Annotated in this window: 10 protein-coding genes; 5 read left to right on the top strand and 5 right to left on the bottom strand. The window is 72.1% G+C overall.

Annotated elements, in window-relative coordinates; translation table 11 throughout:
• The first annotated feature begins 123 nt into the window (after positions 1 to 123).
• Both C6Y14_RS31955 and C6Y14_RS31950 read left to right on the top strand, forming a co-directional pair.
• Positions 124 to 1,818: a hypothetical protein gene (locus C6Y14_RS31955; RefSeq protein WP_107020350.1), complete on the top strand. Its 1,695-nt coding sequence runs from the start codon at positions 124 to 126 to the stop codon at positions 1,816 to 1,818.
• A gap of 154 nt (positions 1,819 to 1,972) precedes the next feature.
• The gene (locus tag C6Y14_RS31950; RefSeq protein WP_107020398.1) at positions 1,973 to 2,803 is read left to right on the top strand and encodes a hypothetical protein; all 831 of its coding nucleotides are present in this window, start codon (positions 1,973 to 1,975) and stop codon (positions 2,801 to 2,803) included.
• Positions 2,804 to 2,861: 58 nt separating this feature from the next.
• Here the strand turns inward: C6Y14_RS31950 and C6Y14_RS31945 are convergent, their stop codons facing one another.
• The 3 genes from C6Y14_RS31945 to C6Y14_RS31935 all read right to left on the bottom strand — a co-directional run bounded on the left by C6Y14_RS31945 (position 2,862) and on the right by C6Y14_RS31935 (position 6,424).
• Positions 2,862 to 4,511: a phospho-sugar mutase gene (locus tag C6Y14_RS31945; protein ID WP_107020349.1), complete on the bottom strand. Its 1,650-nt coding sequence runs from the start codon at positions 4,509 to 4,511 to the stop codon at positions 2,862 to 2,864.
• Between the two features lie 506 nt (positions 4,512 to 5,017).
• Positions 5,018 to 5,842 carry a purine-nucleoside phosphorylase gene (locus C6Y14_RS31940; protein ID WP_107020397.1) on the bottom strand — a complete coding sequence of 275 codons (825 nt, stop codon included), beginning with the start codon at positions 5,840 to 5,842 and terminating at the stop codon, positions 5,018 to 5,020.
• 144 nt (positions 5,843 to 5,986) lie between these two features.
• Positions 5,987 to 6,424, bottom strand: a complete 438-nt coding sequence (locus C6Y14_RS31935) for a gamma-glutamylcyclotransferase (protein ID WP_107020348.1) — start codon at positions 6,422 to 6,424, stop codon at positions 5,987 to 5,989.
• A 141-nt stretch (positions 6,425 to 6,565) separates the two neighbouring features.
• On the opposite strand from C6Y14_RS31935, the gene C6Y14_RS31930 reads away from it, so the two are divergent.
• Both C6Y14_RS31930 and C6Y14_RS31925 read left to right on the top strand, forming a co-directional pair.
• Positions 6,566 to 8,014: an NAD(P)H-quinone dehydrogenase gene (locus C6Y14_RS31930; RefSeq protein ID WP_107020347.1), complete on the top strand. Its 1,449-nt coding sequence runs from the start codon at positions 6,566 to 6,568 to the stop codon at positions 8,012 to 8,014.
• Between the two features lie 248 nt (positions 8,015 to 8,262).
• Positions 8,263 to 9,225, top strand: a complete 963-nt coding sequence (locus C6Y14_RS31925) for a DeoR/GlpR family DNA-binding transcription regulator (RefSeq protein WP_107020346.1) — start codon at positions 8,263 to 8,265, stop codon at positions 9,223 to 9,225.
• Between the two features lie 125 nt (positions 9,226 to 9,350).
• On the opposite strand, the gene C6Y14_RS31920 is transcribed toward C6Y14_RS31925, so the two are convergent.
• Together C6Y14_RS31920 and C6Y14_RS31915 are read right to left on the bottom strand one after the other, a co-directional pair.
• Entirely contained in the window at positions 9,351 to 9,896 is a 546-nt protein-coding gene (locus C6Y14_RS31920) for a TetR/AcrR family transcriptional regulator (protein WP_107020396.1), read from the bottom strand.
• Positions 9,897 to 10,189: 293 nt separating this feature from the next.
• Complete coding sequence (locus C6Y14_RS31915; RefSeq protein ID WP_107020345.1) at positions 10,190 to 11,962, bottom strand: acetyl/propionyl/methylcrotonyl-CoA carboxylase subunit alpha; 1,773 nt, start codon at positions 11,960 to 11,962, stop codon at positions 10,190 to 10,192.
• A 372-nt stretch (positions 11,963 to 12,334) separates the two neighbouring features.
• Here C6Y14_RS31915 and C6Y14_RS31910 point away from each other — a divergent pair, with 372 nt between their 5' ends.
• Positions 12,335 to 12,886: a hypothetical protein gene (locus C6Y14_RS31910; protein WP_107020344.1), complete on the top strand. Its 552-nt coding sequence runs from the start codon at positions 12,335 to 12,337 to the stop codon at positions 12,884 to 12,886.
• The last annotated feature ends 65 nt before the right edge of the window (positions 12,887 to 12,951 follow it).

The raw sequence follows: 12,951 nt of genomic DNA, 5'->3' as shown, positions 1-12,951 counted from the left end.
GCGGCACCCGCATCGGGCGCCGGGACGTCCGCCGGCCTGGGCGGGTCGTTTCGCTCGCTACTGTCACCACCGGTGCCCGCGCCGGTGTCGGCACCGGCGTTCCCACGCGATCCAGGAGTGCATGTGTCGTACGACGAGCCGCTGCGACTGCCCGCGGCCGCGATACCCGACGACTGCCGGGACTGGACGGCCGGCCGGGCGGCGAACTGGTCGGCCGCGCTGCCGTCGCGCTGGACGTTCCTGCGGGTGCGCCGGTCGATCGCCGGCGCCGTGACCACCCTCGCGCTCTGCGCGGGCGCCTGGGCCGCGATGCTCGGCGGGCTGTGGCCGTTCGTCGCGGCGGGCTTCGCGGTGTACGTCCTGTGGGTGCTCGCCCGCCCCGAACTGGTCTGGGCCGGAGCGCCCGCGCTGCTCCTCGGGCTCGCGGTGCAGGCATCGTCGCTGCCCTGGGCGGTGACCGCCGTCGGGGCGTTCGTCGTCGTGGCCTCCTGGACCGCCGTCGCCGTACGCCTGCGGGCCCGCGGTACCCAGCTGGCACAGGCGCTGGAGGCCGCCGGGGACGGCACCGCACAGGTCCCGGCCGCCCACGCCCCGGTGCGGCGCGGCCGCTTCCTGCTACCGCTCGGCGTCGTGGTGCTCGTGCTCGGTGTGCTCACCGGCGTCACCGCGAACCTGTGGGGCACGGTCGACGACCAGCGCGGCTCCTGGGTCATGGCCTTCTATCTGACGGGGCTCGGCCTGACCGCCCTGGTCTCGGCGTGGCTCGGCCGCCACCGGGCCGTCGCCCTGCGCCGGACCCCCGCACCCGTACTGCGTGTCCTCGTACGCGACGACGCACAGGGCACCACGGAGGTGTACGCGGCGGACGACCTCGCGGCCATGCGGCCCCTGTTCACGGTGGAACTGACGTCGTACGACGGCGAATCCGACGAGGACGACGAGGACGACGAGGGCGAGGACGGGGGCGAGGGCGGGACGGACAGCCCCGATGCCGGCGCCGGTACCGGGGCCGAGGAACTGGAGCGGCTCCTCGACGCCGTCGACGACGACGTCCCCGGCCCGGTCCGCGAGGCCGTCCTCTTCGGGGCGCCCTTCGACGGCGCCGAGGTCGTGGTCCTCAGCGCCGACGAGGACCCGGACCAGCCCCCGCTGACGGAGTGGTCGGCGGGCCCGGTCCGCCCGCTGTCGCCGAGCGCGGGAATGCGGCGCATCGCCAAGGAGAAGGCCCGCGAGGAGCGGAACCGCCAACTGGAGCGGCAGGCAAGGGAGTCGGTCGTGGACCGCGCGCCCGCCCCGGTACGCCGCTGGCGTGCGGGCTGGCTGGACTGGGTGGCCGCCGCACTGCTGGTGCAGTGGGGCGTCTGGCTCACCTGGGCCGGGTTCACCGAGGCCGAACTGCCCTCCTGGAAACTGGGCCTGGCCACCGCACTCGGCCTCTACGGAGCCGCCCGCGTCCCCGTGAAACTCGCCTGGCGCATCACCGCGGACCGCTCGGGCCTGTGGGTCACCGGGCTGCGCGGCCCCCGGCACGTCCCCTGGGACGACATCCGCTCCGTACGCCGCCGGTCCTTCGAACTGAAGCTGCGCTGGCGGGACGACGACTGGTCGGTCGCGGCGCCGCGCTGGGCGTGGTTCGAGCGCCGGCGCGGCCTGGTCCATCCGTACGACGCGCTGGCCGCCGAGCTGTCGGCCATGCGCGAGGACCCGGCGCTGCGCCCCACCGGTGAGAGCACCACCCCCGAACGGGGCCGCCCGCTCTGGCCGCTGGCCGTCGTACTGGCGCTGGTGTGGGCGGCGGTCCTGGTGGTGTGGGGCTGAGCCGAATCGCTACACGGCGGGCAACCGCGGGGGCACCGGTGGCGACCTGAGGGTGAAATCCCGTCCCCCACCAAGGGAGTTCACCGTGCGCAGACATCCGCACAGGCGTTTGCAGAGCTGTCCGCCCGGTCGTCCGCACAGGCGCCGGGCGCGTCTGGTCACCGTCCTGGTCGCGCTCGTGGTGCTGGCCGCCTCGCCCCTCACGCGGGCCGCCCCGGCGCAGGCCGCCGACCAGTGGAACCCGCCCGCGAACCTGGTGCAGCCGCTGAACGAGGTGTGGAACCACGTCTCGACGACCTACCCGGACCTGTACGGCTTCCGCAACTACGGCTGGGACCAGGTCATGGCCAACCGGGGAAGCATCAACTACTGCGTCCGCTGGGAGTCCGACGCCCCGGTCGGTACGGCATTGCGCGACCAGGTCCACGCCGCCCTGAAGAAGCAGTTCGGCAAGTGGACGGCGGCCATGCTGGACAACGGCACGGGCCACAACGCCTGGCCGTACACCAGCGTGCCCGTCAACATCGTCGGCTGGGCGGTCAAGAACCGCTCCACCCTCCAGTGGACCGACAACTCCGTCGACGTCTATGCCGGAAACCTCGACAGCGGAGGCGCCCCGCAGTGCGCGCCCGACTGCGGCCGGTTCTTCCACCAGGACGGCGACTACACGAAGTGTCCGGGCGGCGCGGCCCGCCACTACGACCAGTCCCTCTGGCTGACCAAGGGCTTCCAGGGCGGCGCGGGCGGCGACTGGGGCCAGCGGGTCGGCCAGGAGTACTTCACCGGCGCGCTGTCCCAGGAGGACATCCACATCTATCTGCACGAGGTCGGCCACACCTTCGGCCTCGACGACTTCTACGACTGGACGCCGACGGGCCAGTGCTGCTTCCTCATGAACGCGGGCAGCGCCACGCAGATCACCGAGTTCGACAAGTGGATGTTCCGCGACTTCTGGCGCCACCTGAAGAGCCGGTACGGGCTCTGAGGCGGGGCTGAAGGGGCCACGGACCGGCGCTTTCGGCGGCGCCGGTCCGTCGGGCCGTTCAGATGCCGGCCGCCGCCGACAGATCCCGCTTGATCTCCGCCAGCAGCTCCGCCGCCTTCGCGTGCGCCGCCGGGAGGTCGTCGTGGGTGCCCACCGGCACCACGACCTCCAGATAGCACTTCAGCTTCGGCTCCGTACCGCTGGGCCGGACGATGACACGGGCGCCGTCCAGCGTGTAGCGCAGGCCGTCCGTGGGCGGCAGCAGGTCCGTCCCGAGGGCGAGGTCCTCGCTCCCGGTGACGGACAGGCCCGCCAGCCGCGTGGGCGGCTGTTCGCGCAGCCGGCGCATCGCGTCGGAGATGACGGAGAGGTCGTCCACCCGGACGGACAACTGGTCCGTGGCGTGCAGCCCGTGCTCGACGGCGAGGTCGTCCAGCAGGTCGAGGAGCGTGCGCCCCTCCTCCTTCAGCTCCGAGGCCAGCTCCGTGATGGCCAGGGCCGCCGTGATGCCGTCCTTGTCCCGTACGCCGTCGGGGTCGACGCAGTAGCCCAGCGCCTCCTCGTAGCCGTACCGCAGGCCCTCCACCCTGGCGATCCACTTGAAGCCCGTCAGGGTCTCCTCGTACGGCAGACCCGCCTTCCCGGCGATGCGGCCGAGGAGGGAGGAGGAGACGATCGACTCCGCGAAGGTGCCGCGCGCGCCCCGGCGGACGAGGTGCGCGGCGAGGAGCGCGCCGACCTCGTCGCCGCGCAGCATGCGCCAGTCACCGCCGTTCCCGCCGGTCCCGCGGTCCTTGACGGCCGCGGCGCAGCGGTCCGCGTCCGGGTCGTTCGCGATGATCAGGTCCGGGTCGCTCCCGCGGGCCTTCGCGAAGGCGAGATCCATCGCGCCGGGCTCCTCCGGATTGGGGAAGGCGACGGTCGGGAAGTCCGGGTCCGGCTCCGCCTGCTCGGCGACGAGGACGGGCGCGGGGAAGCCGGCCCGTTCGAACGCGGCGAGCAGGGTCTCCGTGCCGACGCCGTGCAGGGCCGTGTAGACCGTGCGGGCGGTCCGCGGGGAACCGGGAGCGAGAACCGCGTCCGTGCGCTCCAGATAGGCGTTCAGGACGCCCTCGTCGAGGGTCTCCCAGCCGGAGTCCGGGCGCGGGACGTCCGCGAGGCGCGCGACCGCGGCGATCTCCGCGGCGATCTCGGCGTCCGCCGGGGGCACGATCTGGCTGCCGTCCCCCAGATACACCTTGTAGCCGTTGTCCCTCGGGGGGTTGTGGCTGGCCGTCACCTCTACGCCCGCCACCGCGCCCAGATGCCTTATGGCGTACGCGAGTACGGGCGTGGGGAGCGGGCGGGGGAGCACCGCGGCGCGCAGGCCCGCGCCCGTCATCACCGCGGCGGTGTCGCGGGCGAAGTCGGCGGACTTGTGGCGGGCGTCGTAGCCGATGACGACGAGGCCGCCCGTCCGCCCCTTCGCCTTCAGGTACGCGGCGAGGCCGGCGGCGGCGCGGATGACGACCGCGCGGTTCATCCGCATCGGGCCCGCGCCCAGTTCGCCGCGGAGGCCTGCCGTGCCGAACTGGAGCGTGCCGGAGAAGCGGGCGGTCAGCTCCGCGGTGTCCTGGGCGTCGATGAGCTTGGCGAGTTCCTCGCGGGTGTCCGTGTCGGGGTCCTCGGCCAGCCATGCCGTGGCCCGCGCGATGAGTTCGTCCTGCACGAGGGTCGACCTCTTTTCGTCGTCTGTACGTGGTGGTGTACCCCGGTTTCCCCCGGGGCCGCTGCCCCCGGCCCCCCGGGTGTCCTCAAACGCCGGACGGGCTGCCGGGATCCGTCCGCGGGCCGGTGGGGGCCGGCCGCGCAGTTCCCCGCGCCCCTCGAAGGCGGGGCTGCGCCCCGGCCCCCGGGTTTGTCCGCGGGCGGGTGGAGCCGGTCGCGCCGTTCCCCGCGCCCCTTCCCACGGGTTTGTCCGCGGGCCGGTGGGGGTGGGCCGCGCCGTTCCCCGCGCCCCTGAAATGCGGGGCTGCGCCCCGGCATTTCGGGTCCGCCGCCGGTGCGCCGCCGATCCGTCGGCGCCGTCTGCGCCTTCGGCGTCATTTGGGCCGGCCGCTGTTCTTTCAGCCCGTCCGGCGTTTGAGGACGAGCGCGCAGCGCGATCAGGGGGCGAGGGGGCGCAGCCCCCATGCAGTGACGGTGGGGGAGGGTAGGGGCGGCGGGGGCGAAGAACTACAGCCGGTCCAGGACCTGGGTGAGGAGCGCTCCCATGTGCGTCGCCGAGTCCCGGCCGGCCTGGAGCACCTCCTCGTGGTTCAGCGGCTCGCCCGTCATCCCCGCGGCGAGGTTGGTGACGAGCGAGATGCCGAGCACCTCGGCCCCCGCCTCCCGCGCGGCGATCGCTTCGAGCGTGGTCGACATCCCCACCAGGTCGGCCCCGATCACGCGGGCCATCCGGATCTCCGCGGGAGTCTCGTAGTGCGGGCCGGGGAACTGCGCGTACACGCCCTCTTCGAGCGTCGCGTCGATCTCCTTGCACAGCGCGCGCAGCCGCGGCGAGTACAGATCCGTCAGGTCGACGAAGTTCGCGCCGACGATCGGGGACGTCGCCGTGAGGTTGATGTGGTCGCTGATGAGGACCGGCTGTCCGGGCCGCATGCCCTCGCGCAGTCCACCGCAGCCGTTGGTCAGCACGATGGTCTTGCAGCCGGCGGCCACGGCCGTCCGGACGCCGTGCGCGACGGCGGCGACCCCGCGGCCCTCGTAGTAGTGGGTGCGGCCCAGGAAGACCAGCGCCCGCTTGTCGCCGATCCGGTACGAGCGGACCGTGCCGCCGTGCCCCTCGACCGCCGGCGGCGGGAAACCGGGCAGATCGGTGACCTGGAACTCGGCTTCGGGATCGCCGAGGGCGTTCACGGCCGGCGCCCAGCCGGAGCCCATCACGAGGGCGACGTCGTGGGTCTCGGCGCCCGAGAGTTCCCGCAGGCGCGCGGCGGCGGCGTCGGCGGCGGCGTACGGGTCGCCCTGGATGTCGTCCGGAAGAAGAGATGCGTTCACGCGCATGAGGGTAGCCGCTCGCGGCCTACGCGCGTAGATGTTGATGGTCACGGGTTTGCGATCGTTGTCTTGTTGTTTCCGACGAAGCCCGGCGACGGCCTGTTCCGGGACGCGTCCCCTGGGTCGGCAGGGGACGGCAGGGGTTCAGCAGGGGCGCTTGCGCAGTTCCATCACGTAGTCGTGCGGGGCGCCCGCCGACTCCGCCGCGTCGGCCAGCTCGCCGAGGTAGCGGGCCGAGGGGAGCCCTCCCTCGTAACCGTTGAGGACGTACAGCCACGCCGACTCCTCGCCCTCCAGCGTGTGGATCCGTACGCGCATCCGCCGGTAGATGTCGAGGCCGACACCCTCCCAGCGGTCCAGGGACTCCTCGTCCGGGGGAGCGATGTCGTACAGGGCGACGAAGACCTGTGAGCGCGGGGCCTCGACGATCGTCGCCAGCGCGCCCTCCCAGCCCATGTGCTCGCCGCCGAACGTCAGCCGCCAGCCGTTGAGCCACCCCGTGGCGCGCAGCGGCGAATGGGGTGCGCGGCGCGTCATGAGCCGCGGGTCGAGATTGCCGGCGTACGCGGCGTAGAGCGACATGGGACCGAGGGTACGGCAGGGGACGCAGGTGACTCTCCCGTAACCGTGGTCCCGGATCGCACACCCGTGCCACCCCGGCCGCCCGCCCCGCGACACCCGGACAGCGCCCCCGTGCGGAAGCACCTTGAAGCGTGCGGGACAATGGAGTACGTGACTCGGATCGTGATCATTGGCGGCGGACCCGGCGGATACGAAGCGGCCCTGGTGGCCGCGCAGCTCGGCGCGGAGGTGACCGTCGTCGACTGCGACGGCCTGGGCGGTGCGTCGGTGCTCACCGACTGCGTGCCGTCCAAGACCCTCATCGCGACGGCCGAGGTGATGACCACCTTCGACTCCTCGTACGAGGAACTGGGGATCATCGTCGCCGACGACACCCCGCACATCGACCAGCCCGCGCGCGTCGTCGGCGTGGACCTCGGCAAGGTCAACCGCCGGGTGAAGCGCCTCGCGCTCGCCCAGTCCCACGACATCACGGCCTCCGTGACGCGTGCCGGGGCGCGGGTGCTGCGCGGCCGCGGCCGGCTGGAGGGCATGCAGGGCCTGGACGGCTCCCGCAAGGTCGTCGTGCGGGCCGCGGACGGCAGCGAGGAGACGCTCGTCGCCGACGCCGTCCTCATCGCCACCGGCGGGCACCCCCGCGAGCTGGCCGACGCGCAGCCCGACGGCGAGCGCATCCTGAACTGGACGCAGGTCTACGACCTCGACGAGCTCCCCGAGGAGCTCATCGTGGTCGGCTCCGGTGTCACCGGAGCCGAGTTCGCCGGCGCCTACCAGGCCCTCGGCTCGCGGGTCACGCTCGTCTCCAGCCGTGACCGCGTGCTGCCGGGCGAGGACCCGGACGCGGCGGCCGTCCTGGAGGACGTGTTCCGCAGGCGCGGCATGAACGTCATGGCCCGCTCGCGCGCCGCCTCCGCCAAGCGGGTGGGCGACCGGGTCGAGGTGACGCTCGCCGACGGCCGTGTCATCACCGGCTCGCACTGTCTGATGGCCGTCGGCGCGATCCCGAACAGCGACGGCATGGGCCTGGAGGAGGCCGGGGTCAAGGTCCAGGAGTCCGGGCACATCTGGACGGACAAGGTCTCCAGGACCACGGCCCCCGGCGTGTACGCGGCCGGTGACGTCACAGGGATCTTCGCGCTCGCCTCCGTGGCCGCCATGCAGGGCCGTATCGCCATGTACCACTTCCTCGGCGACGCGGTCGCCCCGCTCAATCTGAAGACGGTCTCGTCGAACGTCTTCACCGACCCCGAGATCGCCACCGTCGGCTACTCGCAGTCGGACGTCGACGGCGGCGTCATCGACGCCCGGGTCGTGAAGCTGCCCCTGCTGCGCAACCCGCGCGCCAAGATGCAGGGCATCCGGGACGGCTTCGTGAAGATCTTCTGCCGTCCGGGCACGGGGATCGTCGTCGGCGGTGTGGTCGTCGCGCCGCGCGCCTCGGAACTCATCCACCCGATCTCGCTCGCGGTCGACAACAACCTGACCGTCGAGCAGATCGCGAAGGCGTTCACCGTCTATCCGTCCCTGTCGGGCTCGATCGCCGAGGTGGCCCGTCAGCTGCACACCCGGAAGTCCACCGGCGAGGGCTGAGCGCCGACGCGGGTGGCGGGGGACCCCGAAGCGGGGCCGACGCGGCGTGGAAAGCGGTGCCGTGCGCGGTTTTTCGCTGGTCACGAGGATCGGGCGTCCCTCTGGTCACGGGGAGTCGTCGACCATTCGCCCGGCATAGGCGCCCGGATTAGGCGCGTATACCACTCCGGGTAGTGCCATGCGAACAACTTCTGTTATTCGGCGCAAACTGCTGAAAGCAGACGGTCGTTGGGGTTACTGTCAGTTTCGTGTTCGCTGCAGAACGTCGTCAATTGATCCTCGAAATGGTGCGAGCAAATGGAGCCGTGTCGCTCCGTGAGCTCGCCCGCGTCGTCCAGACCTCCGAAGTGACCGTACGGCGGGACGTGCGCGCACTGGAGGCAGAAGGACTCCTCGACCGCCGACATGGCGGTGCGGTATTGCCGGGCGGGTTCACGCGGGAGTCCGGCTTTCCGCAGAAATCTCATCTCGCGACCGCAGAGAAGACGGCCATCGCCGACCTCGCCGCGGGTCTCGTCGAAGAGGGCGAGGCCATTGTGGTGGGGGCGGGAACCACCACGCAGGAGCTGGCTCGCCGGCTCGCGCGGGTGCCGGGGCTGACCGTCGTCACCAATTCCCTGCTGGTGGCCCAGGCGCTGGCCCATGCCAACCGGGTGGAAGTCGTGATGACCGGCGGCACCCTGCGCGGTTCCAACTACGCCCTGGTGGGCAGCGGGGCCGAACAGTCCCTCCAGGGGCTGCGGGTCTCCCGGGCCTTCCTGTCGGGAAGCGGCCTCACCGCCGAACGCGGCCTGTCCACCTCCAACATGCTGTCGGCCTCGGTCGACCGCGCGCTCGTCCAGGCGGCCGCCGAGGTCGTCGTCCTGGCCGATCACACCAAGCTCGGCGCCGACACGATGTTCCAGACGGTGCCGACCGATGTGATCACCCGCCTGGTCACGGACGAGCCACCGGCCCAGGACGACCGCGCGGCCACCGAACTGCAGGCCCTGGCCGACCAGGGCGTACAGATCGCGGTGGCGGGAGCGGGTGGTTCGGGCGGCGATACGGTCCCGGCGGGGCGCCAGCCGCCACGCCGGGACGTGCCGCTGCCCGGCCCCCGACGCGGTCAGGTGCCCGGTGCGGGACCGCAGTTGCGCAGCGCCGCGGCGGTGCTGGGCGACCAGGCCCAGAGCGAGCGGGCCCGGGTCGCCGACATGCGCAGACGCTGAAGCGGCCGGTACAACAGGGCCGGTACAGCAGGGCGGTACAGCAGGGCCGGTGCCGAGGACGGACGGGGGTCCAGTCCGTACGTCGGAACGCACCGCGCCAGTGGCTACGTTCGGTGTGCGCGGGGTCAGGCCTTCAGGCCCCGCAGCGTCAGCGCCAGCAGGCGGTCGGCCAACTCCGGGTCGCCCGGGGTCTCTTCGGCGGCCAGCGCGATCGCGTTGGTCAGCTGAAGCAGATCACCGATGGCGACACCGGTGCGTACGGAGCCTGCCTGCTGCGCGCGCGTGAGGAGGGCGTCGCCCGCCTCGCGCATCGGGCCGCTGCACTGCGCGAGCGCCGACGCGTCGTCGTGCGAGGCCGACATGAGCGCGCGTGACAGTCCGCGGTACTCACTCGCATGGGTGATGACGGCGCGCAGCCATTCCACGAGCGCCGTGCACGGGTTCGGGGCGTCGAGGAGTTCACGGGAGCGGGTCAGCAGGTCGCTCACCGCGTCCGCGAAGACCGCGTTCAGCAGGGCGTGGCGGTTGGGGAAGTGGCGGTAGAGGGTGCCGATTCCTACGCCTGCGCGTTTCGCCACGTCCTCCAAGGAGGCGTCTGCGCCGTGCTGGGCGAATGTGGCTCTTGCCTCGGTGACCAGGCGGGCGTGGTTTCTGCGGGCGTCGGCGCGCATCCCTGCCGGGGGGTTGGCCATGTGTCCTACCTACCCTCTCCTCGGTCCTTCGGGCGGGGATGGTGGCCGCCCTCGAACCCTATCCGTCTGCCCCCTGACCACCGGCTGGGTGCTGCGGGCCGTATGTGGCTGGTCGCGCAGTTCCCCGCGCCCCTGAAATGCACGGGTGCCGCGGGTGTCTTGTGTCTGCGGGCCGGTGGGGGTTGCCCGCGCAGTTCCCCGCGCCCCTGAAAAGCGCCGGACGGGGTGCGCCTCCAGAGGCGCACCCCGTCCGGCGGGACAGCTGGCTGGTGTCAGTCCTTGATTTCGCAGATGACCGCGCCTGAGGTGAGGGAGGCGCCGACCTCCGCGGCGAGGGCCTTGACGGTGCCCGAGCGGTGGGCGTTCAGGGGCTGTTCCATCTTCATGGCCTCCAGGACGACGATCAGGTCGCCCTCCTTGACCTCCTGGCCCTCCTCGACGGCCACCTTCACGATGGTGCCCTGCATGGGCGAGGCGAGGGTGTCGCCGGAGGCGGCCGGGCCGGACTTCTTGGCCGCGCGCCGCTTGGGCTTGGCGCCCGCCGCGAGTCCCGTACGGGCCAGGGACATGCCCAGCGAGACCGGCAGGGAGACTTCGAGGCGCTTGCCGCCGACCTCGACGACGACCGTCTCACGGCCCGGCTCGTCCTCGGTGTCGGTGTCCGCGGGAGCGGTGAAGGCCGGGATCTCGTTGACGAACTCGGTCTCGATCCAGCGGGTGTGGACCGTGAACGGGTCGGTGGAGCCGGTCAGTTCGGGCGCGAAGGCGGGGTCGGCGACGACCGCGCGGTGGAAGGGGATGGCCGTGGCCATGCCTTCCACGGTGAACTCCTCCAGCGCACGCGCGGCCCGCTGCAGGGCCTGCTCGCGGGTGGCGCCGGTGACGATCAGCTTGGCGAGCAGCGAGTCCCACGCCGGGCCGATCACGCTGCCGGACTCCACGCCCGCGTCCAGGCGCACGCCCGGACCGGTGGGCGGGGCGAACAGGGTCACGGTGCCGGGGGCCGGCAGGAAGCCGCGGCCCGGGTCCTCGCCGTTGATGCGGAACTCGAAGGAATGGCCGCGCAGCGGCGGGTCGTCGTAGCCCAGTTCCTCGCCGTCGGCGATGCGGAACATCTCCCGTACGAGGTCGATGCCGGAGACCTCCTCGGTGACCGGGTGCTCTACCTGCAGACGGGTGTTGACCTCCAGGAAGGAGATCGTGCCGTCCGCGCCGACCAGGAACTCGACGGTCCCGGCGCCGACGTACCCGGCCTCCTTGAGGATCGCCTTGGAGGACGCGTACAGCTCGGCCACCTGGGCGTCGGAGAGGAACGGCGCGGGCGCCTCCTCGACCAGCTTCTGGTGGCGGCGCTGCAGGGAGCAGTCACGGGTGGAGACGACCACCACGTTGCCGTGGGAGTCGGCCAGGCACTGGGTCTCCACGTGCCGGGGCTTGTCGAGGTAGCGCTCCACGAAGCACTCGCCGCGGCCGAACGCGGCCACGGCCTCGCGCACCGCGGAGTCGAACAGCTCGGGGATCTCTTCGAGGGTACGGGCCACCTTCAGACCGCGGCCGCCACCACCGAAGGCCGCCTTGATCGCGATCGGGAGGCCGTGCTCCCGGGCGAAGGCGACGACCTCGTCGGCGCCGGGCACCGGGTCCGGCGTACCGGCGACCAGCGGGGCGCCCGCGCGCTGCGCGATGTGCCGGGCGGCGACCTTGTCACCGAGGTCGCGGATCGCCTGCGGCGGCGGGCCGATCCAGGTCAGGTTCGCGTCCAGGACGGCCTGGGCGAAGTCGGCGTTCTCCGAGAGGAAGCCGTATCCGGGATGGATCGCGTCCGCCCCGGAGTCCTTGGCGGCCTGCAGCACCTTGGCGATGTCGAGGTAACTGCTCGCGGGGGTGTCACCGCCCAGCGCGAACGCCTCGTCCGCGGCCCGCACATGCAGGGCGTCCCGGTCCGGCTCGGCGTACACCGCCACGCTCGCGATGCCGGCGTCTCGGCACGCCCGGGCGACACGAACAGCGATTTCGCCACGGTTGGCGATCAACACCTTGCGCACGTTGGCTCCCTCTCCTTGAAACAAGCCGAGTTTAGGGACTGCCGACACGTCGTTTCGACCCGTCCCCGATGGTGAGCTTGCCCACACGGAGCGTGATACAAGGCCTGCTCGCCCGCGATTTCCCTTGCCCTACCTCGGTACGCAGGGGGCTTGCCTTGAACCCTAGCTCTCCGGTGTGGCCAAGGTCTCTGTGAGTCCGTGCTGCGCGCCACTCGGTTTCTTTGTGGAGACCCTACGAATGGCCCAACGATTCTTTGCCCTCCGCAGATCCCTTGTCCCTGGGTTTACTCGTTAGTAGCGTGCTCGCTGGCGTACGGATACTTGAGGTAACAGGGCCCTGCTCGGGCGGAAGTCGAAAGTGGGTGGGGCCCGGTGATCCGCAGACCGGTGGCATTCGTGACCGCGATCGTGCTCTTCGTGGAGGCGGTGGGCATCGCGTGGGTCAACTGGTTCATGGGGGTCGTCGTCGACCGGCAGGACATGTCCCTCGCGGGGCTCGACCCTGACGTGATGTCCACGTCGTCGAAGGTCGCCGGGCTCGTCTTCGGCCTCTACTTCGCGCTCTGCGGCTTCACCGCGCTGCGCGTCGGCCTGCGCGACCGCGCGCCCGCGGGCCTCGGCCGCATCCTGCTGATCAGCGCGGCGGTGGTGCACGCCCTGCTCGGCGCGTTCGCGGTCGGCCTGGTGGGCTGGGGCGCGTTCGCGTTCACGATGGTCGTGCTCGGCCTGATCGTGCTCATCTTCATGACGTACGACCGGCTGGAGGCCACGAGGTCCGACGCGAAGCCGGACGCGGGGCCGGACGCCGGACCGGACGCGGGCCCGGGGAGTCCCGGCGGCCCCGGGAGCGTCGGCGGTTCCGGGAGTGCCGGGGGCTCCGGGGACGGTGTGCTGCCTCCGCCCCCGGCGCCCTCCGTCTCCTGAACCGCGTTTCCTGAAGCGCCCCTGAACCGCCTCCGACCCCGGCCCGCTGGGCCCGCCGCTCCCGA

The organism is Streptomyces dioscori (assembly GCF_003024195.1).
In the GTDB taxonomy this organism is placed as follows: Bacteria; Actinomycetota; Actinomycetes; order Streptomycetales; family Streptomycetaceae; genus Streptomyces; species Streptomyces dioscori.
The sequence above is the reverse complement of the archived record's forward strand: the minus strand, read 5'-3'. Positions and strand labels throughout refer to the sequence as shown.

Bases quoted from the DNA above. Each gene is read 5' to 3' on its own strand.
- C6Y14_RS31935 (WP_107020348.1), bottom strand. From the start codon at position 6,424: ATGTCGCTCTACGCCGCGTACGCCGGCAATCTCGACCCGCGGCTCATG.
- C6Y14_RS31930 (WP_107020347.1), top strand. From the start codon at position 6,566: ATGGAGTACGTGACTCGGATCGTGATCATTGGCGGCGGACCCGGCGGA.
- C6Y14_RS31920 (WP_107020396.1), bottom strand. From the start codon at position 9,896: ATGCGCGCCGACGCCCGCAGAAACCACGCCCGCCTGGTCACCGAGGCA.